Below are 24674 nucleotides of genomic sequence, written 5' to 3'. Positions count from 1 at the left end.
CATGGAACGCTATACGCAGGCAGCCGCGCTGCCGCCCGAGGCCGGCGCGGCCGCACGCAACAACACCGGCCCGCTCGTCATCATCACGCTGCTGTTCTTCATGTGGGGTCTGCTGACGTCGCTCAACGACGTGCTGATCCCCCACCTGAAGGCGGTGTACACGCTGACCTACGTGCAGGCGATGCTCGTGCAGTTCTGCTTCTTCGGCGCCTACCTGATCGTGTCGATCCCGGCCGGCATGCTGATCCGCCGGCTGGGTTACCAGCGCGGCGCCGTCACGGGCCTCGTCATCGCGGCGCTGGGCTGCGCGCTGTTCTACCCGGCCGCCACGTCCGGCTACGGCGTGTTCCTGTGCGCGTTCTTCGTGCTGGCCGGCGGGATCACGATCCTGCAGGTGGCCGCCAATCCCTACGTGACGGTGCTGGGCGATCCGCGTACGGCATCGAGCCGGCTGACGCTGACGCAGGCGTTCAACTCGCTGGGCACGACGGTGGCGCCGGCGCTGGGCGGCATGCTGATCCTGTCGAAAGGCGTGCACAGCGCGGACGAACTGGCACGCTGGCCCGCAGCCGAGCAATTGGCGTACCGCGCGATGGAGGCCGCCAGCGTGCAAGGGCCCTACCTGGTGCTGGCCGGTACGTTGATGCTGCTCGCGGTGCTGTTCGCACTGGCGCGGCTGCCGAAGATCGTCGACGCGTCCGGCGACGACGAGCAGGGCAAATTCAGCGAACTGTTCGCCCACAAGCACCTGGTACTGGGCACGATCGGCATCTTCGTCTACGTGGGTGGCGAAGTCTCGATCGGCAGCTTCCTGATCAACTTCCTGGAGAACCCGAAGATCGGCAGCATGACGGCCGCGCAAGCGGCGAGCTACGTGAGCCTGTACTGGGGCGGCGCGATGATCGGCCGCTTCATCGGCTTCGCCGTGATGCGCAGGATCAGTCCCGGCAAGGCGCTGGCGTTCAACGCGGCCGCCAGCATCGCGCTGATCGCCACCGCGGCGCTCGGCGGCGGCAAGCTGGCGATGTTCGCGATCCTCGCGGTCGGCCTGTGCAACTCGATCATGTTCCCGACGATCTTCTCGATGGCGCTGCACAAGCTGGGCAAGCAGACGGGCCAGGCATCGGGCCTGCTGTGCATGGCGATCGTCGGCGGCGCGCTGGTGCCGTTCGCGCAAGGCGCGCTGGCCGACACGATCGGCGTGCAGCTGTCGTTCGTGGTACCCGCCGCGTGCTATGCGTTCATCCTGTACTTCGGGTTGAAGTACGCGAACCTGCACAAGACGTAATAGCAGCGGGTTACGATCGTCGTTAAACCCAACGGCAGATGCCGGGGTCAGGAAGGAGTTCGGGCTTGCAAGCCCGAACCGTTCGGCAGGCGCGAAGCAGTGCTTCGCGAAACCCCTGCCTCACCCCGACGGGTCTGACCCCGGCATCGGCCGTGGGGTCAGAAAACGACCGCGGCTCTTTAACGCTTAAGGCAAAAACTTCAGCGCCGGCCGTACATCATCAGCTCGGCGAGCACCGAGCGGGCCGGCGAGAACAGGTCGATCGCGGCGAGGGTCAGGCCCAGCGCCGGTTGCAGCGGCGACGTGTTGGCGAAGATGCGCGCCATCGTGTCCGTCAGCGTGACCGTCACGTCGCGATCCTGCCGGCGCAGCGTCGCGAATTCCGCCAGGTGTTCCGGCGTCGCGCCGCGCGCCAGCACGCGAGCCAGGACGGCCGCGTCGCGCAGGCCCAGGTTCAGGCCCTGGCCCGCCACCGGATGCAGCGTCTGCGCCGCGTTGCCGATGGCGACGGTACGCGCGGTCCCCGTCATGCCCGCGTTCAGGCCGAGCGGGAAGGCGAGGCGGCGCGTCGCGTCCGTGAAGCGGCCCAGACGCTCGCCGAACATCGCGCCCAGCCGCGCCAGGAACGCGGCATCGTCCAGCGCCAGCAGTTCCTGCGCCGTTTCCGGGCGAACGCACCACACCATCGAATAGCCGTCGTCCTCGGGCAGCAGCGCCAGCGGGCCTTCGTCCGTGAAGCGCTCGTACGCACGGTGCGCGATCGGCTGCGCGGCACGTACGTGCGCGATGATCGCCGTCTGGCCGTAATCGCGCGTCTTCAGCTTGTCGGGCTGGCTGCCGAACAGGCCGCCCTCGGCCTGCACGACGATCCCCGCCTGCACTTCGCGCCCATCTTCTAGCGTCAGCTGCACCGCGTCCGTGCCTTCGTCGATGTTCGTGACCCGGGCCGGGCGCAGCGCGGGGATGCCGGCCCGCTGCACGACATCGGCCAGCACGCCGACCACGTCCCCATAGCGCGTCACGTAGCCAAGCGCGTGGACCTGGTGTTCGTCGCGCGTGATCATGCTGCGGCCGAAGCGGCCCTTACGGGACACGTGGATTTCGTGGATCGGCGTCGCCGGCACGGGCCAGGCGCCGACCTGCTCCAGGATCTGCCGGCTGCCCCACGACAGCGCCAGCGAACGCGGGTCGTCGCGCGCCACGTCCAGCGGCTTGGCGTCGATCAGCGTGATGCGCTCGGGTGCCACGTGCCGGCGCACCAGCAGTGCCGCCAGCGCCATGCCGGCGGGGCCGGCGCCGCAGATCGCCACGTCGTAGCGCACGCTCATGACCATGCTTATGCTCCTTGCAATATCAGGCGTTCGATGTCGGCGACGGCTTTCGGCACGTCGTCCGTCAGCACGCGCGGTCCGTGCGCCGTGACGACGACGTCGTCCTCGATGCGGATGCCGATGTGCCAGTAGCGCTCCGGCACGCCCGGACCGGGGCGCACGTAGATGCCCGGCTCCACCGTCAGCACCACGCCTTCGACGAGTGGGCGCGACGGCTTGTCCGGCAGCGACGCGTCGCGGTAAGCGCCGGTATCGTGCACGTCCATGCCCAGCCAGTGGCTGGTGCCGTGCATGTAGAACGCAGTGTAGGCCTTGTTGGCGATGACGTCGTCCAGCGTGCCGGCCGTGTTCTTGTCCAGCAGGCCCGTGTCGAGCATGCCCTGGGCCAGCACCTTCACGGCCGCGTCGTGCGCGCCATGGAACGTGCGGCCGGGCAGGATCGCGTCGAACGCCGCCTGTTGTGCCGCCAGCACCAGTTCGTACAGCTCGCGCTGCGGCGCGGAGAAGCGGCCGTTGACGGGCCACGTGCGCGTGATGTCCGATGCATAGCCATCGAGCTCGCAACCGGCGTCGATCAGCACCAGGTCGCCGTCCTGCATGCGGCGGTTGTTGCTGTTGTAATGCAGGATGCAGCTGTTGGCGCCCGATGCGACGATCGGCGTATAGGCCGGGAACTGCGCGCCGTTCTTGCGGAATTCGTACAGCAGCTCCGCCTCCAGCTCGTATTCGAACATGCCGGGGCGCGTGGCCGCCATCGCGCGGCGGTGCGCCGCGGCGGAGATCTGGCCGGCGCGCAGCATCACCGCCTGCTCCCCTTCATCCTTCACGACGCGCATCTCGTCGACGAGCGGCACCAGGTCGCGCAGCTGCGGCGGCGCGACGATGCCGCTGCGCGATTTCGCACGGACACCGTCGAACCAGCGGCGCAGCTGCCCGTCGAGCCGCTCGTCGCGGGCCAGGCGGCAGTACAGTGCCGGCGCGTCGGCCAGCAGTTCGACCAGCTTGTCGTCCAGCGCCGCGACGGGAAACGCCTCGACGCCGAATTCGGCCTGCGCGGCGGCCGGGCCGTAACGCAGGCCGTCCCAGATCTCGCGCTCGGGGTTCTTCTCGCGGCAGAACAGGATGGCACGCGCCGGCTGGTCGCCACGCGCGGCCACCAGCACCAGCGCGCTCTCCGGTTCCGTGAAGCCCGTCAAGTAAAAGAACGCGCTGTCGTGCCGGTACGGGTATTCGCTGTCGCCGTTGCGCACCGCTTCCGGCGCGGTGGCCAGGAAGGCGACAGCGCCCGGCTCCATCCGCGCGACGAGGGCCGCGCGGCGTGCGGCGTACGCGCTCATGCCTTGCCGGCGCCGAAGGGCGCGTTCAGCTGTTCGAGCTGCTGCACGGTGCCGACGTTTTCCCACTCGCCTTCATAGACTTCGCCGCCCACGCGGCCCTGGTCCGCGAACTCGCGCAGCAGCTTGCCCAGGCCATAGTGCTGGCCCGGCGCGATGGCATCGAACATCTCGGGGCGGAACACGCCGATGTTCCCGTAGGTCCATTTGGGTTCGCCCGTATTGGTCACCGTGTACAGGTTCAGGCCGAAGTCGCCCTTCGGGCTGAACCAGCGGTTCGACACGAGCCAGATCCAGGCGATGTCGCGCTGTTCGGCGGTATAGGCATGGCCCCACATGTCCTTATCGTGCAGCACGTCCTTCACTTCCGCGAAATCGAACTGGGGGCAGTAGATGTCGCCGGAGATCGCCACGAACGGCTCCTCGCCCAGCAGGTGGCGCGCATACGCGATGCCGCCGGCCGTCTCCAGCGCTTCCTTTTCCGCGGAATAGCGGATGGTGGCGCCGAAGCGGCTGCCGTCGCCCAGGTACTCCTCGATCATGTGGCCCAGGTGGGCGTGGTTGATGACGATCTCGGTGATCCCGGCGCGCACCAGGTTCAGCACGTGCCACTCGATCAGCGGCCGGCCGCGCACCTTCAGGAGCGGTTTCGGGCAAGTGTCCGTCAGGGGGCGCATCCGCTCGCCGCGGCCGGCGGCGAAGATCATGGCTTTCATGACGGCCTCAGAACGTGTAGCGCACGTCGGGCTGGTGCGCTTCCAGGCTGTCGAGCAGCTTGATCAGCGGGCGCAGCTCGCGGTAGCGGTTTGCCGTCGCGCGCACGTAGGCCAGCACCGTCGGCAGGTCGCCCAGGTACATGCTCTTGCCGTCGCGGTGGTTCAGGCGCGTGAAGATGCCGAGGATCTTCAGGTGCCGTTGCAGCGCCATGTATTCGAAATCCTTGTAGAACGCATCGAAGTCCTTGCGCACCGGCAGGCCGGCCGCCTTCGCGTGCTGCCAGTAGCGGATCACCCAGTCCAGCACCAGTTCCTCGTCCCACGACACGTAGGCATCGCGCAGCAGCGAGGCCGCGTCGTACGTGATCGGGCCGTACACGGCGTCCTGGAAGTCGAGGATGCCGGGGTTGTCCTCGTCCATCCACATCAGGTTGCGCGAATGGTAGTCGCGGTGCATGTAGACCTGCGGCTGCGCGAGGCAGTTCGCGATGATGTGGTCGAAGACCTTCTGCAGTTCGGCGCTCTGCGCGTCCGTCAGCGTGGTGTCCAGGTGTTTGCCGATGTACCACTCGGGGAACAGGTTCAGTTCGCGCAGCATGAATGCGCGGTCGAATTCGGGCAGCACGCCGCCCTGGCTGCGCAGCTGGATCTTCACCAGCGCGGCCAGCGCTTCAGCGTACAGCGTGGCCGCGTTGTCGTGGTTCAGCGCCTGCAGGTAAGTGGTGGTGCCCAGGTCGGACAGTAGCAGGAAGCCTTGTTGCAGGTCCTCGGCGTGGATCGTCGGGACCGCGACGCCGGCTTCCTTCAGCAGTGCGTCGACCTTCACGAAGGCCGCGGTATTCTCCCGTTCCGGCGGCGCGTCCATCGCGACGAGCGTGGTGCCGTACTGGCCTTGCAGGGCAGGCAGCACGTCGACGCGGAAGTAGCGGCGGAAGCTTGCATCGGACGACGCCGGCCGCGCCGATGCGGGATCGACGATGCCCAGGCCTTGCAGCCAGGTTTTCAGTGCAGCGAGGCGCTGTTCGGGCGTCGCGGATGGTAAATTATGCAACGAGGAAGCAGGTGATGGAGTAGGATGGGACATGAGACTTGAGTACATGAGGCCTGGCCAAACCGGTCGGTCACAGGATAATCCCATATAATAAGGGATTCAATTCAAAAAATCGCCTTTCATGGTGCTTCGCGTATCGTTCCTTTCATGAGCCTGGCCCCACCCTTCAAGAAACGTTGGGCGTTCGCCATCTCCGCCCTGATCGCCGCGTCGTCGGCACCCGTCCATGCCCAGGCGCAGCAGCCCCCGGGCAAGGGCACGCCGCGTGTGGAGGATCCGGATGCGCCGGTGACGATCCGCGCGGAGGAAATCAACGGCCGGCCGGAACGGGAGCTGGTGCTGACCCGCGACGTCGAGGTGGTGCGCGACAAGATGCGCGTGACGGCCGAATCGGCCTGCTACCGCCAGGTCGAATCCGAACTGGAGGCGAAGGACAACGTGCGGATCTGGCGTTTCGGCGACTACTACACGGCCGACGAATTCAAGATCAACACGGAGACGGGTGTCGGCTTCATGCTGCAGCCGACCTACAAGCTTGAAATGAACAACGCGCAGGGCAAGGCGCGCCGCATCGACTTCCTCAGCGAAGACCAGGCCACTGTCATCGACGGCACCTACAGCACGTGCGAAGGCCCGAACCCGGACTGGTACGTCAAATCGAGCACGCTGACCCTGGACCAGGGGCGCGACGTGGGCGTGGCCAGCGGCACCGTCGTCTATTTCAAGGACGTGCCGCTGATCGGCACACCGGCGCTGTCGTTCTCGCTGTCGGGGGCGCGCCGTTCCGGCCTGCTGCCGGCGGTGCCGGGCTTCTCGTCGCGCGGCGGCGCCGAACTGACGCTGCCTTACTACTTCAACATCGCGCCGAACCGCGACCTGACCGTGTCGCCGCACTACATCTCGCGGCGCGGCCTGCAGATCGGCGCCGTGGGCCGCTACATCGGCGAGACCGATGCCGGCACGTACGAGGGCCGCACCGCGGTCGAGTACCTGCACAACGACAAGGAACGCGGCATCGACCGCTGGCAGATCACGTCCACGCACTCGCAGGCGCTGGCGAAGGACTGGTCGTTCGGCTGGAACGTGCGCGCCGCGTCGGACGAGGATTATCCGACCGACTTCTCGAAGAACGTGGCCGGCAGTGCCGAGCGCCAGCTGCTCAAGGAGCTGCGCACCGACTACCGCGGCGAATACTGGGGCCTGACGGCGCGCGTGCAGAAGTACCAGGTGCTGCAGGACCCGGATACGACGACGTTGACGCCGCGTCCGTACGACCGGCTGCCGGCCGTGAACTTCCACGCCGCCCGCTACGATGTGGGCGGATTCGACTGGCAGGTGAACGCGGAAGTGACGCGCTTCCATTATTCGGACGAGACGATCTGCGCTGGCAAGAACATCGCCGGCCAGACGGTTTGCTCGTTCGATTCGAAGATCAACGGTGACCGCGTCGTCGTGCAGCCGCAGGTCAGTTTCCCGATCATCAGCCCCAGCTACTTCATCACGCCGAAGCTGATGCTGAGCGCCACCGCCTATCAGCTCGACGCGTTCGGCAAAGAGGAAAGCCGCTCGGTATCGAAGGCGGTCCCCACGTTCTCGCTCGACTCCGGCCTGGAATTCGAACGGTCGACCAAGCTGTTCGGCCGCGCCGTGACGCAGACGCTGGAGCCGCGCCTGTTCTATGTGTACACGCCGTACCGCGACCAGACCGACGTGCCCGTGTTCGACACGGCCGATGCGACGTTCAACTTCACGCAGCTGTTCGCGGAAAACCGCTTCGTCGGCTCGGACCGGATCGGCGACGCGAACCAGATGACGGCGGCCATCGTCTCGCGCTTCCTCGAGGAGAGTGGAGCGGAGCGCCTGCGCCTCGCGTTCGGCCAGCGCTTCTACTTCAAGGACCAGCGCGTGCAGCTGACTGATACGGCCACTGCCGTCACGTCGCGCCGCTCCGACCTGCTGCTGGCCGCCACCGGCCGCATCTCCGAAACCTGGGGCGTGGACAGCGCCGTGCAGTACAACCAGGGCGATCACCGCGTCGAGACGTCGAACTTCAACGTGCAGTGGCAGCCGGGGCCGAAGAAGGTCTTCAATGCGGGCTACCGCTTCCAGCGCGATAACTTCAAGAACATCGACTTCTCGACCCAGTGGCCGATCTCGCAGAAGTGGTTCGGCGTGGGCCGCATGAGCTACTCGATGAAGGATCACCGCATCCTGGAGAGCCTGGTGGGACTGGAATACAACTGCGACTGCTGGGTGTTCCGCATGGGCGCGCAGCGCTTCGTGACGACGACGAACAAGACGTCCTCGCAGATATTCTTCCAGCTCGAGCTGAATGGCCTGTCGAAGTTCGGCATCGGCAATCCGCTGGAAGTGCTGAAGAACAGCATCCCCGGCTACCAGCGCCTGAACGAAGGCTATCGCCGCTGACCTCTTGTTACATTTGGACGGCGCGGACCTGATATCCTTCCCGATTTACCACCTGACCTGAAAAGCGTTTGCAATATGTTCAGTAAGCACCCGATCTCCCTCGCAGCATTGCTGTGCGCCCTGGCTGCCGCCGGCGCGGCCTCGGCGCAGGACGCCAAACCGGCGGCCCAGGACAAGCCGGCCGCGGCGGCAAGCGCGCCGGCCGAACAGCCGAAGGGCTTCGTCCCGCCGGGGCAGTCGAAGAATCCGGAGATCGACTCGATCGCCGTGATCGTCAACGACGACGTCATCACGCGCCGCGAGCTGGCCGAGCGGGTGACCGTGATCACGCAGCGCATGAAGGGCCAGAACGTGCAGCTGCCCGATCCGGCCGCGCTGCAGCGCCAGATCCTGGAACGGATGATCGTCGAACGCGCCCAGCTGCAGATGGCCAAGGAGATGGGCGTGCGTGTCGACGACACGATGCTCGACCGCGCCATCGCCCGCATCGCCGAACAGCAGAAGATGACGGTGCAGCAGCTGCGCGACCAGATCGAGAAGGAAGGCACGTCGTTCGCCACGTTCCGCGAAGAGATCCGCGACGAGATCATCTCGACGCGCCTGCGCGAGCACGAGGTGGATGCGAAGATCCAGATCTCGGAAGCGGAAGTGGACAGCTTCCTGGCCGCGCAGGAAGCGGCGGCCGCCGAACAGCATGAGCTGAACATCGCGCAGATCCTCGTGCGCATTCCCGAGAACGCCACGCCGGACGTGATCGCCCAGCGCCAGAAGCGCGCCGAGGAAGTGATGCGCCAGCTGCGCACCGGCGGCGACTTCGCCAAGGTGGCGGCCACGTATTCGGACGCGTCGGACGCGCTGCAGGGCGGCGCCGTCGGCTGGCGCCAGAGCGACCGCATTCCGCCGGTCTTCGCCGAAGCGCTCGACAAGCTGCAGCCGGGCCAGGTCACGCAGATTATCAAGAGCGTTACGGGCTTCCACATCCTGAAGCTGGTCGACAAGCGTTCGCTGGCGCAGGCACAGGCCGAAGCGGCTGTCGAACAGACCCATGCCCGCCACATCCTGCTGAAGGTGACGCCGACGACGAGCGCCGCCGACGCAAAGCGCAAGCTGGCCGAGATGAAGGAAAAACTGGACAGCAAGGCGGCGTCGTTCGAGGAACTGGCGCGCCTGTATTCGAACGACGAATCGTCGAAGAAGGGTGGCGACCTGGGGTGGCTGTACCCGGGCGACACGCTGCCGGAATTCGAGAAGGCGATGAACGCGCTGAAGCCGGGTGAGGTTTCCGGCCCGGTCGAGACGGCATTCGGCTACCACCTGATCCAGGTCGTCGAGCGCAAGTCCGAAGACATGTCGAAGGAGAAGAAGCGCAACGAGGCACGCATGGCGCTGCGCGAGCGCAAGATGGTCGAGGCGGCGGAAGACTTCCAGCGCGAGGTGCGTGACCGCGCCTACGTGGAATACCGCGGCGACGACCTGAAGTAAGGCGTCCATCCATGAGCACCAGGCGCCGCGCGATCGCCATCACCACCGGCGAGCCGGCCGGCATCGGCCCGGAGATTTCGATCCGCGCCGCGTGGGCGCTGCGCGAGCGCGTCAACTGCGTGCTGCTGGGCGATGCGGCCTTCCTGGCGCTGACGGCCGAGGCGATCGACCCGGCCATCCGCGTCAGTGCGCTGTCGCTGCAGGCTGTCCGCAATGGCGGCGTGCCGCACTTCGGGCCTGAGCGGTTGTGCGTGATCGACGTGCCACTGGCCGCCCACGTGGTGCCGGGCACGCTCGAGCCCGAGAACGGCCGCGCCGTGCTCGCCACGCTGGACGCCGCGATCGAAGGCACGCAAGCCGGCTGGTTCGAGGCGGTCGTCACGGCGCCGCTGCAAAAGAGCACGATCAACGATGCCGGCGTGCCGTTCTCCGGCCACACCGAGTATTTCGCCGAGCGCACCGGCACGCCGCAGGTCGTCATGATGTTGGCGGGCGCGCCGCAGGGTGTACCGGACGTCGCGCAATTGCGTGTTGCATTGGCCACGACGCACTTGCCGCTGAAGGACGTGCCGGCCGCGCTGACGATCGACGGCATCGGCCGCACGCTGGACATCATCGCGCACGACCTGCGCACCAAGTTCGGCATCGCGGCGCCGCGCATCCTCGTCACCGGTCTGAACCCGCATGCGGGCGAGAACGGCTACCTGGGCCGCGAAGAGATCGACGTGATCCATCCGGCGCTGGAAGCGGCCCGTGCGCGCGGCATCGACGCGCGCGGCCCATTCCCGGCCGATACGCTGTTCCAGCCGAAGTACCTGGCAGACGCCGACTGCGTGCTCGCGATGTACCACGACCAGGGCCTGCCGGTGCTGAAGTTCGCCACGTTCGGCCGCGGCGTCAACATCACGCTGGGCCTGCCGCTGATCCGCACGTCGGTCGATCACGGCACCGCGCTGGACCTGGCCGCCCGCGGCCTCGGCCACGCCGACTGCGGCAGTATGGAGCAAGCGATCGCCACCGCACTGGCGATGGCCGAAGCCAGCCGCCCGGCCCGCTAAAAAATTTCCAAAAAATGGGGACTGTCCCTCGTTTCAGGAAACACTCTGCACAAACGGCGCGCCAGGCGTGACTTCGGCAGCGTATCTTCGGCAGTTAATCGCTAACCCAGAAATTTTCCACAGTTTGTTTCCAAAAACGAGGGACAGTCCCCGGTTTTTGGAGGTGTGGGAAAAACAACATCGCCCAACCGGGGACAGTCCCTGGTTGGAAAAAACAACACTTTTTGAACGACATGAAACACATTGCACGCAAGCGCTTCGGCCAGAATTTTTTGCAGGATGACCGCGTCCTTGGCGACATCATCGACGCCATCGCGCCGGCCGATGGCGATACGATGGTCGAGATCGGGCCGGGCCTCGCAGCGATGACGGATCTGCTGCTCAAGTCGCTGCCGCACATGCACGTCGTCGAGCTGGACCGCGATCTCGTCACCCGCCTCGAGAAGCGTTACCCGCCGGAGCGCCTGACGGTGCATGCGGGCGATGCGCTCAAGTTCGACTTCGGTGCGATTCCCGTGCCGGCAGGCCGCAAGCTGCGCGTCGTCGGCAACCTGCCGTACAACATCTCCAGCCCACTGCTGTTCCACCTGGCCGAGTACGCGCCACTGGTGCAGGACCAGCACTTCATGCTGCAGAAGGAAGTCGTCGAGCGGATGGTCGCGGAGCCGGGCACCAAGGCCTATGGACGGCTGTCCGTGATGCTGCAATGGCGCTACCGGATGGCGCTGATGTTCGTCGTGCCGCCCGAAGCGTTCGACCCGCCGCCGAAGGTCGATTCGGCCATCGTGCGGATGATCCCGATCGCCGAGCCGCTGCGGTGCGATGCCGCGACCCTGGAAGCCGTCGTCGCCAAGGCGTTCTCGCAGCGCCGCAAGGTGATCCGCAACTGCCTGGCCGGCATGTTCACGGAGCAGCAGATCGTCGACGCCGGCATCGACCCGGGCGCCCGCCCGGAAACGGTGGCGATGGAAGCCTACGTAGCGTTGGCCAACGCGCACAAGCCTGCCTGAACGAACCGATCACCCGTTGATCGTTACGCGCGCACAACGGTAGCGCGCGTGCACCTACTGCCGCCGGTGTCCTGCCGGCGGCGACAAATTCCCATCGATTCAACCACTTAGCTGGGTGCTTCCGGACAGCTATATCGATTCAGCATAGCAAAAAGCACAAATTTCAATTCCGTAGCTACCCGGCCGGCTCATAGAATTTTTGACAGGAAATTGATCGATTGCCATCGATTCCCGTCACAACAATAACCATCCGGAGACCTATGAAGCCAACCGCCCTCAGCGTGCTGATCCGCACGCTGTTCCTGATTCCCGCCGTCCCCGCCTTTGCCCAGGCCCAGCAAGGCACCGCCCCGGCGAGCGGCGACACCGCCGTCCAGCAGGTGACGGTCACCGGCATCCGCGCGTCCGTGCGCAGCGCGCTGTCGGTCAAGGAGAATTCCAACAGCATCGTCGAAGTGGTGTCGTCGGAAGACATCGGCAAGCTGCCCGACACGACGATCGCCGAATCGCTGGCGCGCCTGCCGGGCCTGGCCGCGGGCCTGGATCGCGGCAACGCCAGCCAGATCGTCGCGCGCGGCATGGGCGAGCGCTTCATCGGTGCCACGCTGAACGGCCGCGAACTGGCGTCGTCGGAGCCGAACCGCGCGGTGCGCTTCGAGCAGTTCCCGTCCGAGTCGCTGTCCGGCGCGGTCGTCTACAAGACGCAGAACGCCGACCTCGTCGAAGGCGGCGTTGCCACGACGATCGACCTGCAGACGGTGCAGCCGCTGAAGTACAAGGGGCGCCAGGCGTCGCTGAAGGCGGATGCGCTGTACTACCCGCTGGCGAACGACGTCGATGCGAAGACGGTGCGCCCGCGCCTGGGCGGCATCTACATCGACCAGCTGGCCGGCGGCACCGTCGGCGTCGCGGCCGCGTTCAGCTACCAGAAGCAGCCGTCGATCGAGAAGCGCAAGAACCACTGGGGCTTCAACGAAGACCACTCGGTGGACCTGAACGGCGACGGCAAGGTCGACAAGACGCCGTGGGGCTTCGAGGACGAAATCAAGCGCGGCACCAACGAACGCGCCAGCGTGCTGGGCAAACTCGAATGGAAGGCCAGCCCGGATGCGCTGATCACGGCGGACCTGTACTACGCGAAGAACAAGATCCACGAGCCGAGCGTGCAGCATTGGGTCGATGGCCTGGGCAACTGGGACGGCGGCATCAGCGGCAACTACAGCAATGCCGACATCCGCGACGGCTACGTGGTCGGCGGCACGGTGCGCGACATCAGCGTGTCCACGCACAGCACGCGCTGGTTCCAGAACATGAGCAACTTCGCCGGCGGCTTGAACGGCAAGTTCAATGCGGGCGAGTGGAAGCTCGACGCGGACGTCGCCACGTCGCGCGCCGATCGCGACAGCCAGTGGGCCGATGTGCGCCAGAGCAGCGTGCCGGGCACCGTTTCCTGGGCCTTCACCGGCAACGAGTACCAGTCGTACTCGTTCAGCCAGGACACCGGCAATCTCTCGAACTATGCCGGCACGCCGCAGCTCTTCGTCGACACGGATGGCCACGTCGACGACCGCCTGAATTCAGCCCAGCTGTCCGCCACGCGGCCGCTGGACTTCGGCCCCGTCAACCGCATCAAGTTCGGTGCGCGCTTCGCCGACCGCGAGAAGTCGTACCGGCAGACGACGTGGAACATCGGAACCACCGGCACGCTGCCCGCATCGGCGTTTGAAACGATCCGCGTGGACGGCTACTTCCCCGCGCTGATGCTGGGCGACTTCGAGGGCGCCGTGGCGGCGCTGGCCGGGCCGGGAGCACTGTCGGCGGATGGCCGCGCGCCGACGACGGCCGACCAGCTGGCCGGCTGGAAGGTCAAGGAGCGCAGCAGCGCCGTGTATGCGCAGGCGGACGTGGAAGGCGTGATGTTCGGCCTGAAGTACCGCGGCAACGCCGGCGTGCGCGTGGTGCACACGAAGCAGACGGGCAGCGGCATGGAGTCGCGTGGCGACGCGGCGCCAACGGCGGTCGAAGGCGGCGCGTCGTACACGAAGGTGCTGCCGAGCGCGAACCTGATCTTCAACCTGGACGAAGCCCAGCAGCACCAGCTGCGCCTCTCCGTGGCGCGGGCGATGTCGCGCGCGCCGCTGGACGAGATGCGCGCGTCGCGCCAGCTGTCGGTCCAGCAGGGCTCCCAGCCGCTGACGGGCAGCGCCGGCAATCCGGGCCTGCTGCCGATGATGGCGAACCAGGCGGACATGTCCTACCAGTGGTACTTCGACAAGGGCTCGCTGCTGTCGGCCGGGCTGTTCTACAAGAAGATCGCCAGCTACATCGGCATCACGACCGATACGACGACGATCGACGGCGTCCCGGCCGCGCTGACCCGCTCGGTCAACGGCGACGGCGGCTATGTGCGCGGCGTCGAACTGGCGTACCAGCAAGCGTTCACGATGCTGCCGGCACCGTTCGACGGCCTGGGCATTGCGGCGAACTACTCGTACAACGACAGCAGCATCCGCGAGTACACGAACCACTTCCCGATGGTGGGGCTGATGCGGCGCAACGGCGGCGTCACCTTGTGGTACGAGAAGAACGGCTTCGAAGCGCGGCTGCAGGCGAACTATCACAGCCCGTTCACGCGCATGCCGCGCTGGACGGCCGGCTACCTGGTCGAGAACGCGGAAGAGACGTACGTCAGCGCCAACATCTCGAAATACGTGACGCCGCAACTGCAGCTGCACGTGGGCCTGGACAACATCACGAACCAGAAAGTCATTCACACGCAGGCGGGCAACCCGTACATCCAGAACGTGATGGAATATGGGCGGCGTTATAACGTCGGCCTCACCTATAAATTCTGACCGCCCCGCCAACGCCATCCAAGCCGCCTCCGGGCGGCTTTTTTATTTCCCGTCGAGGTATATTTAAAACAACAAACCACGAGAGGGACTGTCCCTCGAATTTGGAAATATTTCCTCAAATGAGGGACAGTCCCTCCTGCCTTGGTAACACCGATGTCTTATGGCGCACCGATACGCAGAGGCCACATATCCAGGTGAGGGTGTGCTTTGTACAACAAGCGAGGAGGGGGACTGTCCCTCGATTTTGGCAATATTTCCACAAACGAGGGACAGTCCCTCATTTTGGGAAATATTGTGGGCAAAAAAAAGCCGGCTCTAGGAGCCGGCTAAATCCAATTCTTAGAAAGAAGTGGAGGAGACGGGATTGATTATGATGCGTTGCCGCATATTGATCTACTTTATTTTTCGAATGCCCATCATTCCACTTGTGAATATCACGTGTTTTTGACGCACGTGACGACCGTGTCGGCGCGGTCCGCATCGCCCATGTAGCCGGCGCCGTTGCCAACCGTGCAGGTCTGGCCGGTCGGTTGCTGGTAGACCGTAATGCCATATGCCGTGCCGACCGGGATTCCCCCGAACGAGGTACTCGGGGTGGCCACGGTAACCGCCTGCAGGCCGCTCGAGCCGTTGATCAGCTGCAGGCCTTCGGCCGTCAGCCCCGTCACCGTCACGTACACCGTATGGGTGTTCTGCGTGCACGTGATCGCCAGCTGGATCGATTCCGTGCGGCCCGCCGTGCCGGTCTGGCTCAGAGGCGTGCAATTCATGTACTGAGGCTGCGTCTTGACGACCACCGTGTACGAGTCACCGTAATCCACTTGTTTCGGGAAGCTGAACGACGTGGCGTCGACCGGCACCGAGATGACGTCATCGCCATTGGCCAGTTGCAGGCCCGGGTTCTTCAGGCCGCTGACCGTGCCCGTGATCGTGAACGACGATTTGCCGCCGCAGCCGGCAAGCGCCAGCGCCAGCAGCGCCGTGCCGAAATATTTTGCTTTCATGAGTTTCTCCAGTTGGACGGGGGCGCCGGTCAGGTCTTCGGCACGCAGCTGACGGCCAGGTTCATCACGTCGCCGGACGGCATCGTGCCGACGCCGTTCTGCACCGTGCACGTCAGGCCTTCCGGCTGCGCCAGCACGGTCACGCCATAGTTCAGGCCATCATAGACGGTGCCGGGGAAGACGAACGAAGAGCCCGTCTCAGGGCGGATCGTCACATTGTTGCCGCCGTTCGTCAGCACGAGCTGGTCCCGCGTCAGGCCCGTCACGCTGCCGCCCAGCTTGTAGCTGGCCGTGGCGCAGTTGACCACCACCTGCAGCGCCGAGTAGTAGTTCGCCTTGACGTTCGTCGCGGTGGCCGGGTCGGGCGTACACGTCGTCGCGATCGGGTTCGTCTTGACCTTGATGTCGATCGTCGAGTCCTGGGCGATCAGGTTGGGGAAGTAGACTTCCTGCACCGACGTCGCCGCCGGGCTGGAGCCGGCCGGCACGGTGACCGTCTGGTCGCCGTTCTGCAGCACGAGCCCCGGCTTGAACAGGCCGTACACGTACACGCGCAGCGTCAGGCTGCCGTTATCGCTGCCGCCGCAGCTGGCCAGCAGCGCGGCGCAAAGCGCGCCTGCGGTGATGCGCGCATACTTACTCTTCATAACAATCACACTCTCTAAAAGGGTCGGACGGAAGCCGCGGCTCAGCCGCAGGCGGCGCTTATTTTAGTGCATTTGGCAAGGGGTGGCTTCAGAAATCCTTGTAACGACATGTGTCGCGCCGTGTCGCCCGCCCCGTCACTCCACCCGCGCCAGCACGCATGAAGACTGACGCCCTTGCAGGCTGCAGCGGTTGCGGACGACGCCGTGGCGGTCATGCACGGCGATCGCCCACGTGTCGGCCGCGGTACGCTCCATCGTCATGAAGCCGAAGCCGCCCTGCCAGGCGCTGAACTGATGGATCACGGCACCGGGTGCCGGCTGCACGGCGGAGACGTCGTCCGGCAGCGGCACCACGTCTTCCAGCGTGCCGGAAAATCCCGTCACGAACTGGCTCGGGTGATCCGTCTTGAAGCTCACCTGTTCCCACAGGTGGACGTGGCCCGACAGCAGTGCCTGCACGCGGGGCGGCAGCAGCATCGGGTTCGCCGCGCCGAACGCCTGCTGCAGGCCGAGGTCGCCCAGCTGCAGGTAGCTCTGGCTGGCCTTGTCCAGCCCGGCGCCGAAGCCGAGGATCGGCTGGTGGTTGGTCAGCAGGTTCCACGCTGCGCGCTGGCTCAGCGCATCCGTCTTCGCATACGCGTCGCGGTAGCGCGCGTAGCCCGTGTCGCCCGGTTTCAACCCGCGCCAGGACGTGGCAGCCGTGTCCAGTACCAGCAACTGGGCGTCGCCGCCGAGGGGCACCGCGTAGGGATCGCTGTAGTCGCCGGTGGCGTCGTCGGCCGGCGCATTGCAATCGCGGCCCTGCAGTAGCGGGCGCGGATCGAGGAAGCGCCACCAGCCCTGGCCGGCGCGCACGCATGTTTCGTGATTGCCGCGCACGACCACCCATGGCGCGGCACGCAGCAGCGGTTCGGCCGGGCGGAAGAAGTCTTCGCGCCACGCGTCCCAGCCGTAGCCCCACGGGCTGCCCGCGCAGCCGGCGTTACCGTCGGGGCAGGGGTTCTCGCGGTAGTGGTAGTCGCCCACGTGCACGACGAGGTCGGGCTGCCAGCGCGCGGCGGCGGCCGACACGTCGGCGAACGGCGCCTGCTCCGGATCGTTACACGGCTGCCATGCATGGTCGGCCTTTTTCAGGCGGCATCCCGTATCGCCGATGACGACGATGCGGCGCGCTTCCATCCTGGGCGCCGGCAGCGCCACACCCGCCACGGTGGCGCTGCGCGTGCCAGCCGGCAGGGGCGCCTCGCACGTCAGCACGGGAAACGCGGAAGGCTTCGAGTCTTCCGGCGCGGACGCCGTCGGCCGCAGCGGAATCGTCGCCGGCGCCGCGCGCACCTGCATCGGCAGCGCTCGCCCGTCCGCCTCCAGCGTGGGGCAGGCCGGGGCATCGGTGATCACGCGCGCCGTCGGCACTCCTTGTTCGCCCAATACGACGTAGGTCGACAGGATGTGCGGCGGCAGCGGTGGTGTGCTGGTGGCGCAGCCTGCCAACAGGGCGGCTGCAAGCGAGGTGAGCAATAAGCGCATGATGGTTCCGCGGTGAGCAATTCGTTAATTTAGCATTATTTGCAAACCCGACATAGGCAGCGAGCCCGGCAACGCCGGACGCGCCGGCAGCTCAGGCGCGTGCGCGTGCCCCGTCCATGCGACAATGGCAGCATGAAAGAGATTGCACGACCCCAGGCCATCCTGTTCGATCTGGACGATACGCTGTGGCCCATCGCCCCCGTGATCGCCGAGGCCGAACTGACGCTGCATGCGTGGCTGGCCGCGCATGCGCCGAAGGTGGCGCACGCGTTCACGATCGAGGAGTTGCGCGCCCGGCGGCTGGCATTGCTCGCCGAGCAGCCGCACTACCACCTGGACCTGCATCAGCTGCGCCGGGCGGCGCTGGAAGCGGCGTTCGCCCACGTGGAGGAGGATGCGCGCCATCTCGACGGCGCGATGCGTCACTTCACCGCCGCGCGCAACGCCGTGCAGCTGTACGACGACGTGATGCCGGGGCTGATGCGGCTGGCGGAACAGGTGACGCTGGGCGTCGTCACGAACGGTATGGCCGACCTTGAAGTCATCGGCATCGCCCACCATTTCAAGGTATCGTTGGCGGCAAGCCGGTTTGGCAAGGCGAAGCCCGATCCGGCCATTTTCCTGGCCGCCTGCGATGCGCTGGACGTGGCGCCGCAGCACGCCGTCTACGTGGGCGACGACCTGCGCCTCGACGTGGAAGGCGCGCAAAAGGCGGGCTTGCGGGCCGTGTGGATGAACCGCACCGGCAGCACGGCCCACCTGGAAGCAAACATCCGTCCCGATGCGATTTGCACCGATTTCCATGAGTTGATTGCGTGGCTGGAACAACAGTTAGCCGATTGAACTCCCCTCCCGGGCCCCAGCCGTGCATAATATTGCGTAACCGCTGAACCGAACCATGCAACTCGATACTCGTGCCCAAACCCTGCTCAAAGCCCTCGTAGAGCGCTACATTGCCGACGGCCAGCCCGTCGGCTCGCGCGCGCTGTCGAAGATTTCCGGCCTTGACCTGTCGCCGGCCACGATCCGCAACATCATGGCCGACCTGGAAGAGCTCGGCTATGTCGCCAGCCCCCACACGTCCGCCGGCCGCATCCCCACGCCGCGCGGCTACCGCATCTTCGTCGACACGCTGCTGACGGTGCAGCCGATCGACGAGAGTGCCGTCGAATCGCGCCTGCGGCCGCAAGCGCAGCCGCCGCAAAAGCTGATCGCGAACGCGGCGCAGATGCTGTCGTCGCTGTCGCAGTTCGCCGGCGTCGTGATGACGCCGCGGCGCGAATCCGTGTTCCAGCAGATCGAATTCCTGCGCCTGGGCGAGAAGCGCATCCTGCTCGTCATCGTCGCGCCCGGCGGCGACGTGCAGAACCGCCTGCTGCTGACCGACGTCGACTACACGCCGGCTGAGCTGCAGCAATCGGCCAACTTCATCAACCAGCACTACAGCGGCGTGGCGTTCGACGAAGTGCGCTCGCGCATGCAGGGCGAACTGCGCCAGCTGCGCGACGACATGGGCCGGCTGATGCAGGCCGCCGTCGAAGCGGGCAGCGAGGCGATGTCCGAAAGCGAAGACATGGTGATCTCGGGCGAGCGCAACCTGCTGTCGGTCAGCGACCTGTCCTCGAACATGAGTTCGCTGCGCCAGATGTTCGACATGTTCGAGCAGAAGACGGGGCTGATGCAGCTGCTGGACGTGTCGTCGAAAGCCTCCGGCGTGCAGATCTTCATCGGCGGCGAGTCGAACCTCGTGCCGCTGGACGACATGAGCGTCGTCACCGCGCCGTACGAAGCGAACGGCCGCATCGTCGGCACGCTGGGCGTGATCGGCCCGACGCGGATGGCCTACGAGCGCGTGATCCCGATCGTCGACATCACGTCGCGGCTGCTGTCGAATGCGTTGAGCCAGCATTGAATGGCCCGGCACCGAGTAAAAAAAACGGCCCGTGCGGGCCGTTTTTTATTGCTGCGCCGGCATCAGGTCCGGTGCGGGCAATGTTCCTTCGTGCAGTTGCCGTAGATCGCCAGCGCGTGCTCGGCGATCTTGAAGCCGCGCTCGAGCGCAATACGCTGCTGGCGCGCTTCGATTTCCTCGTCGACGAATTCCTCGACGCGGCCGCAGTCGAGGCACACGAGGTGGTCGTGGTGCGAACCCTGGTTCAGTTCGAAAATCGCCTTGCCGCTTTCAAAGTGATTGCGGTTCAACAGGCCCGCTTGCTCGAATTGCGTGAGCACGCGGTACACGGTGGCGAGACCGACGTCCATATTGTCGGCCAGGAGGATCTTGTAGACGTCTTCGGCCGTCAGGTGACGCACGGCGCTGTTCTGGAAGATGTCGAGAATCTTCAGGCGCGGCAGGGTGGCCTTCAGGCCGCTGGCCTTCAGGTCGGTAGGGCTGTTACTCATGTCTGGTAGTCGGTTTAGGCTGGAGTGCTTTATGATATAGCGTTTTGGCACTTCTGCTCAATCTGAATTGAGGTCACTTATGCGCGTCACCCGGGCAACCCAGCAAGCAAACCCGCCATCCATCTTGCACTCTTTGAAACAGCGTCTGCCGCTTGCCGTGGCGGCCGGCTGCGTGGCGCTTGCACTCGGCGGTTGCGCCGGCAGGACCGTGCTGGGACCGAAGGAAGGCGCCACCGCCACCCAGCAGCAGAACCCCGTCGTCGAGCCGGCACAGGGCGTGCGCACCACGCAAGTGACGCAGGCGCAGAAGTTCATGTGGTTCTTCTCGCCGTACCGCCCGGATATCCAGCAGGGTAACTTCGTGTCGAAGGAAATGCTGGCGCAGCTGAAGCCCGGCATGACGCGCGACCAGGTGCGCTTCGTGATGGGCTCGCCGCTGTTGAACGACATCTTCCACGCCGACCGCTGGGACTACCCGTTCCGCTACGCGCGCGGCAACGGCGAACTGACGACGAGCACCGTCGTCGTGTACTTCGACAAGGACGGCAAGGTCGAGCGCTTCGAAGGCGGCGAGCTCCCGTCGGAACAGGACTTCGTCGCCCGCATCGCCGGCCCGATCAAGCAATTCCAGAAGGAAGAGAAGCGCAACAGCGAGAACCAGCCGGCCGCCACGCGCGCGCCGCTGCCGGGCGGCCAGGATTCGGGCAACCGCAATCCGGTGGAGATCAACGCCAAGAGCGGTCAATAAGCGGTCAATCAGCACAAGAACAGAGAACACCATGACTCAACTGAACATCGCCATCGCCGGCGCCGGCGGCCGCATGGGCCGCATGCTGGTGGAAGCCGTGCTGAATGCGGACGACATGCGCCTGTCCGGCGCGCTCGGGATTGCCGGTAGCGACGGCCTCGGCCAGGACGCCGCCGCGTTCCTCGGCAAGAGCTCCGGCGCGCTCGTTACCGCCGACCTGGCCGAAGGCCTGAAGGGCGCGGACGTGCTGATCGACTTCACCCGCCCGGAAGGCACGTTGAAGCACGCGGAGTATTGCGCCGCGCACGGCATCAAGCTCGTCGTCGGCACCACCGGCTTCGACGACGCGGGCAAGGCCGCGCTGCAGGCGGCCGCCGCGAAGACGGCGATCGTGTTCGCGCCGAACATGAGCGTCGGTGTCAACGTCACGCTGAAGCTGCTGGAACTGGCGGCAAAGAGCCTGTCCACCGGCTACGACATCGAGATCATCGAAGCGCATCACCGCCACAAGGTCGATGCGCCGTCCGGCACCGCGCTGAAGATGGGTGAAGTCATCGCCGACGCGCTGGGCCGCGACCTGAAGGAATGCGCCGTGTATGGCCGCGAAGGCGTCACCGGCGAGCGCGATCCGTCGACGATCGGCTTCGCGACGATCCGCGGCGGCGACATCATCGGCGATCACACCGTGCTGTTCGCCGGCACGGGCGAGCGCATCGAAATCAGCCACAAGTCCAGCAGCCGCGCCGGTTACGCGCAAGGCTCGCTGCGGGCAGCGCGCTTCCTGGCCGACAAGCCGACCGGCCTGTTCGACATGTACGACGTGCTGGGCCTGAACCAGTAAGCGCCCATGGACCACTTCACGTTCGCGGGTTACTGGGAACGGGGCGACGCGCTGAGCCACGCAATTGCATGGCTGCTGCTGGCGATGTCGTTGACGAGCTGGTTCTTCATCTTCGCCAAGGGCGTGATGGCCTGGCGCGTGCGCAACAGCGCGCGCGTCGTGCAGCGCTTCTGGGATGCGCCGACGCTGCAGGATGGCGTGGCCGTCGTTGCCGCCGGCGATCCGGAACGCATCTACCTGGCGCTGGCCGAGCAGGGCATTGCGCCGGCGGTGCAGGGCGGGTCGCAGTTGTCCGCTACCTCATTGGGCACGTCCGTCAGCCGCTCGGAACAGATGACGCGGCTGCTGCGCGATGCGATCCACCGGTCCACGATCCGGCTCGAGTCCGGCCTGACCTTGCTGGCGTCGATCGCGTCCACCGCGCCGTTCGTCGGCTTGCTGGGCACCGTGTGGGGCATCTACCATGCGCTGGCCGCCGTGTCGTCGTCGGGCACCGTGGAGATCGACAAGGTCGCCGGCCCCGTCGGCGAAGCGCTGATCATGACGGGTGTCGGCCTGATGGTCGCGATCCCCGCCGTGCTGGCGTATAACGGCTACAACCGCGTGAACCGCCTGACCTTGTCCGAGCTGGACGCGTTCGCGCACGACCTGCATGCTTATTTAACGCGGCACTGACGAAGCACTGACAGCGATGGCATTCGGCGCATTCAACCACCACCGGCAGAAGGAATCGATGGCCGACATCAACGTCACGCCGATGGTGGACGTGATGCTGGTGCTGCTCGTGATCTTCATCCTGGCCGCACCGATGTTCACGCATGCGGTGAAGCTGGACCTGCCGAAGGCGGGCGGTGCGCGTGCGCCGCAACCTGCCGACACCGTGCGCATCGCGATCGATGCACAGGGCACCGTGTACTGGAACGACGAAGCGGTGCCGGCCGCCGAACTGCAACCGCGCCTGGCCGGCGCCGCGAAGCGCGATCCGCAACCCGAGCTGCAATTGCGCGCCGACCGCGCCACCCGCTACGAAGCCGTGGCCACCGTGATGGCGTCCGCGCAGCAAGAAGGATTGACGAAGCTCGTCTTCGTCACCGATCCAAAGGAAAAAAAATAAATGGCCAGTGTGACCCTGGACGGCGCGGCGATCCGCGACGAAGCAAGCTTCCACGCCGCGAGCCGCACGGCGTTCGGTTTCAACGACCACGTGGCGCCGACGATGGATTCGTGGATCGACGCGCTCTCCTACCTGCGCGACGACGAAGGCATGACGAAGTTCCGCCTGAAGGCGAACGAGGTGCTGGAGATCGTCGTCACGAATGCGGCCGCGCTGCGCGCCGCCGCGCCCGACCTGCTGGATGAAATCACCTACTGCATCGGTGGCATCAACGAGCGCTACGAGGATTACGGCGAGAAGCCGGCCCTGAAGCTCGTGCTGAAGTAAGGAGCCGCGATGAGCGTGCCCGCATGGATCGAGGAAGGCCTGGCGGCACGCCCCGATCTCGTGATCGCGGCGCAGCGTGCCTACAGCCTGCGTGCCGTCGACATCGACCAGCCGGCTCTCATCATTCCGCTGCACGGCAGGAAGACGCTGGACACGGGCGCCGCGGCCGTCGAGCTGGGCTCGGGCCGCTACCTGATGCTGCATCGGCCGCTGCGCTGCACGGTGCAGAACATTCCCGAGCATGGCGACTACCGCGCCTGGTGCATCGGGTTCCCGTGGCGCGTGATCGAACTGGCGCGCACGCTGCTGGACGCCCACGCGCCGCCGCCTTTGCCCGCGGCCACGCACAGCACCGGCGCACTCGGCATGCTGGATGCGGAACTGCGCCACGTGCTGGCGCTGCTGTGTGCCGGCACGCCGGACCAGTGCGCGCTCGACCATGCGCTGCTGGGCGTGCTGCTGGCGCTGCACCGTCACGGCGACGACCAGTTCCGGCTGGCGCATGACCTGTCGGTGGCCGCGCGCATCCGGTTGATCGTGTCGGCCGAGCCGGGGCGTGACTGGTGTTCCGCCGACTTCGAAGAACGGCTGCACATGAGCGGCGCCACGTTGCGGCGCCGGCTGGCGGATGAAGAGACTTCGTTGCGCATCGTGCTGCGCGATGCCCGCCTGCACCACGGCCTGGCGCTGCTGCAGACGACGCGCCGGCCGCTGCACGCGGTCGCCGCGGCCTGCGGCTACCGTTCCGTGCCCAGTTTCGCGCGGCAGTTCGCGGCGCGTTTCGGCACGCCGCCACAGTCCATCTCCACGCTCGCGCCCGAACCGGTGCGACGCCGCCCCGCGGCATCGGTGAGCGTTTCGCGACACTGATTGAGCGCACCGCGGCGGCCTGCCGCGGCATCCTGATGTTCCCGATCCTTCCCGATCTGCATAGGAGAACATCATGAAAACCACCATCGTCCTCGTCGTGTCGCTGCTGTGTGCCGGCGCCCACGCGCTCGACCTGCACAGCAAGGACTTCCGCGACGGCGGCACGCTGCCGGCACGCCAGGTCTACCAGGGCTTCGGCTGTACCGGCGGCAACGTGTCGCCGCAACTGGCGTGGAGCGACCCGCCGGCGGGCACGAAGAGCTACGCCGTGACGGCCTACGACCCGGATGCACCGACCGGCAGCGGCTGGTGGCACTGGGTCGTGTACGACGTGCCGGCCAGTGTGCATGCGCTGGACAGCGGCGCCGGCCGCGCCGACGGCTTGCCCGCCGGTGCGCGGCACGGCCGCAACGATTACGGCACGCAGGACTTCGGCGGCGCCTGCCCGCCGCCGGGCGACAAGCCGCACCGCTACGTGTTCACGGTGCACGCGCTGAAGGTGGAGAAGCTGGACGTGCCCGCCGATGCGTCGGCCGCGCTGATCGGCTACATGATCAACGCGAACCGGCTGGGCAGTGCGAAGGTGACGGCGGTGTACGGCCGATAAAAAGGCGCTGTTCGCGTTCACTGAGCTTTCATCC

Annotated in this window: 23 protein-coding genes; 15 read left to right on the top strand and 8 right to left on the bottom strand. The window is 66.2% G+C overall.

The features are described 5' to 3' along the window. The first annotated feature begins 1 nt into the window (after position 1). Positions 2-1288, top strand: a complete 1287-nt coding sequence (locus IP92_RS11610; protein ID WP_145874736.1) for a sugar MFS transporter — start codon at positions 2-4, stop codon at positions 1286-1288. 200 nt (positions 1289-1488) lie between these two features. On the opposite strand, the gene IP92_RS11605 is transcribed toward IP92_RS11610, so the two are convergent. From IP92_RS11605 to IP92_RS11590, 4 genes are read right to left on the bottom strand one after another with little or no spacing between them, the layout of a single operon-like run. Further along, the gene (locus IP92_RS11605; protein ID WP_145874911.1) at positions 1489-2616 is read right to left on the bottom strand and encodes an FAD-dependent monooxygenase; all 1128 of its coding nucleotides are present in this window, start codon (positions 2614-2616) and stop codon (positions 1489-1491) included. A gap of 8 nt (positions 2617-2624) precedes the next feature. Then, the gene (locus tag IP92_RS11600) at positions 2625-3956 is read right to left on the bottom strand and encodes an aminopeptidase P N-terminal domain-containing protein (protein ID WP_145874733.1); all 1332 of its coding nucleotides are present in this window, start codon (positions 3954-3956) and stop codon (positions 2625-2627) included. Then, positions 3953-4669, bottom strand: a complete 717-nt coding sequence (gene murU, locus IP92_RS11595) for an N-acetylmuramate alpha-1-phosphate uridylyltransferase MurU (protein ID WP_145874731.1) — start codon at positions 4667-4669, stop codon at positions 3953-3955. The genes IP92_RS11600 and murU overlap by 4 nt, the downstream gene beginning before the upstream one ends. Before the next feature lie 7 nt (positions 4670-4676). After that, complete coding sequence (locus IP92_RS11590) at positions 4677-5753, bottom strand: aminoglycoside phosphotransferase family protein (RefSeq protein ID WP_145874728.1); 1077 nt, start codon at positions 5751-5753, stop codon at positions 4677-4679. Between the two features lie 114 nt (positions 5754-5867). On the opposite strand from IP92_RS11590, the gene IP92_RS11585 reads away from it, so the two are divergent. The 5 genes from IP92_RS11585 (at position 5868) to IP92_RS11565 (ending at position 14552) form a co-directional block, all read left to right on the top strand. Continuing rightward, positions 5868-8147 carry an LPS-assembly protein LptD gene (locus IP92_RS11585; RefSeq protein ID WP_145874726.1) on the top strand — a complete coding sequence of 760 codons (2280 nt, stop codon included), beginning with the start codon at positions 5868-5870 and terminating at the stop codon, positions 8145-8147. Between the two features lie 75 nt (positions 8148-8222). Next, the gene (locus IP92_RS11580; protein ID WP_145874724.1) at positions 8223-9629 is read left to right on the top strand and encodes a peptidylprolyl isomerase; all 1407 of its coding nucleotides are present in this window, start codon (positions 8223-8225) and stop codon (positions 9627-9629) included. A gap of 11 nt (positions 9630-9640) precedes the next feature. Continuing rightward, entirely contained in the window at positions 9641-10687 is a 1047-nt protein-coding gene (gene pdxA / locus IP92_RS11575) for a 4-hydroxythreonine-4-phosphate dehydrogenase PdxA (RefSeq protein ID WP_145874722.1), read from the top strand. Positions 10688-10920: 233 nt separating this feature from the next. Then, positions 10921-11697 (top strand): 16S rRNA (adenine(1518)-N(6)/adenine(1519)-N(6))-dimethyltransferase RsmA, encoded by a 777-nt coding sequence (gene rsmA, locus IP92_RS11570; RefSeq protein WP_145874720.1) that lies wholly within the window; start codon positions 10921-10923, stop codon positions 11695-11697. Positions 11698-11957: 260 nt separating this feature from the next. After that, positions 11958-14552 carry a TonB-dependent receptor gene (locus tag IP92_RS11565; protein WP_145874718.1) on the top strand — a complete coding sequence of 865 codons (2595 nt, stop codon included), beginning with the start codon at positions 11958-11960 and terminating at the stop codon, positions 14550-14552. Between the two features lie 434 nt (positions 14553-14986). Here the strand turns inward: IP92_RS11565 and IP92_RS11560 are convergent, their stop codons facing one another. The 3 genes from IP92_RS11560 to IP92_RS11550 form a co-directional block, all read right to left on the bottom strand. Beyond that, positions 14987-15556: a hypothetical protein gene (locus IP92_RS11560; protein WP_145874715.1), complete on the bottom strand. Its 570-nt coding sequence runs from the start codon at positions 15554-15556 to the stop codon at positions 14987-14989. 29 nt (positions 15557-15585) lie between these two features. After that, positions 15586-16203, bottom strand: a complete 618-nt coding sequence (locus tag IP92_RS11555) for a hypothetical protein (RefSeq protein WP_145874713.1) — start codon at positions 16201-16203, stop codon at positions 15586-15588. Positions 16204-16338: 135 nt separating this feature from the next. After that, on the bottom strand, positions 16339-17730 hold the full coding sequence (locus tag IP92_RS11550) for a metallophosphoesterase family protein (RefSeq protein WP_145874711.1): 1392 nt from the start codon (positions 17728-17730) through the stop codon (positions 16339-16341). Between the two features lie 132 nt (positions 17731-17862). On the opposite strand from IP92_RS11550, the gene IP92_RS11545 reads away from it, so the two are divergent. Both IP92_RS11545 and hrcA read left to right on the top strand, forming a co-directional pair. Then, positions 17863-18573, top strand: coding sequence for an HAD family hydrolase (locus IP92_RS11545; protein ID WP_145874709.1), 711 nt, complete (start codon positions 17863-17865; stop codon positions 18571-18573). Positions 18574-18628: 55 nt separating this feature from the next. Continuing rightward, positions 18629-19642 (top strand): heat-inducible transcriptional repressor HrcA, encoded by a 1014-nt coding sequence (gene hrcA, locus IP92_RS11540; protein WP_145874707.1) that lies wholly within the window; start codon positions 18629-18631, stop codon positions 19640-19642. 62 nt (positions 19643-19704) lie between these two features. On the opposite strand, the gene fur is transcribed toward hrcA, so the two are convergent. Further along, on the bottom strand, positions 19705-20133 hold the full coding sequence (fur, locus tag IP92_RS11535; protein ID WP_145874705.1) for a ferric iron uptake transcriptional regulator: 429 nt from the start codon (positions 20131-20133) through the stop codon (positions 19705-19707). A 133-nt stretch (positions 20134-20266) separates the two neighbouring features. Between fur and IP92_RS11530 the strand changes: the two genes are divergently transcribed. The 7 genes from IP92_RS11530 (at position 20267) to IP92_RS11500 (ending at position 24640) form a co-directional block, all read left to right on the top strand. Then, positions 20267-20881, top strand: coding sequence for an outer membrane protein assembly factor BamE (locus IP92_RS11530; protein WP_371860920.1), 615 nt, complete (start codon positions 20267-20269; stop codon positions 20879-20881). Positions 20882-20912: 31 nt separating this feature from the next. Continuing rightward, positions 20913-21722 carry a 4-hydroxy-tetrahydrodipicolinate reductase gene (gene dapB / locus IP92_RS11525; RefSeq protein ID WP_145874700.1) on the top strand — a complete coding sequence of 270 codons (810 nt, stop codon included), beginning with the start codon at positions 20913-20915 and terminating at the stop codon, positions 21720-21722. Between the two features lie 6 nt (positions 21723-21728). Further along, positions 21729-22397, top strand: a complete 669-nt coding sequence (locus IP92_RS11520) for a MotA/TolQ/ExbB proton channel family protein (RefSeq protein ID WP_145874697.1) — start codon at positions 21729-21731, stop codon at positions 22395-22397. A gap of 16 nt (positions 22398-22413) precedes the next feature. Further along, positions 22414-22836 (top strand): ExbD/TolR family protein, encoded by a 423-nt coding sequence (locus tag IP92_RS11515; RefSeq protein ID WP_145874695.1) that lies wholly within the window; start codon positions 22414-22416, stop codon positions 22834-22836. Beyond that, entirely contained in the window at positions 22837-23163 is a 327-nt protein-coding gene (locus IP92_RS11510) for a barstar family protein (protein ID WP_145874692.1), read from the top strand. Between the two features lie 9 nt (positions 23164-23172). Further along, on the top strand, positions 23173-24033 hold the full coding sequence (locus tag IP92_RS11505; protein WP_145874690.1) for a helix-turn-helix transcriptional regulator: 861 nt from the start codon (positions 23173-23175) through the stop codon (positions 24031-24033). A gap of 73 nt (positions 24034-24106) precedes the next feature. Then, positions 24107-24640: a YbhB/YbcL family Raf kinase inhibitor-like protein gene (locus tag IP92_RS11500; RefSeq protein WP_145874688.1), complete on the top strand. Its 534-nt coding sequence runs from the start codon at positions 24107-24109 to the stop codon at positions 24638-24640. Positions 24641-24674: the final 34 nt, after the last annotated feature.

It is taken from the genome of Pseudoduganella flava (genome assembly GCF_007830495.1).
In the GTDB taxonomy this organism is placed as follows: Bacteria; Pseudomonadota; Gammaproteobacteria; order Burkholderiales; family Burkholderiaceae_D; genus Rugamonas; species Rugamonas flava.
The sequence above is the reverse complement of the archived record's forward strand: the minus strand, read 5'-3'. Positions and strand labels throughout refer to the sequence as shown.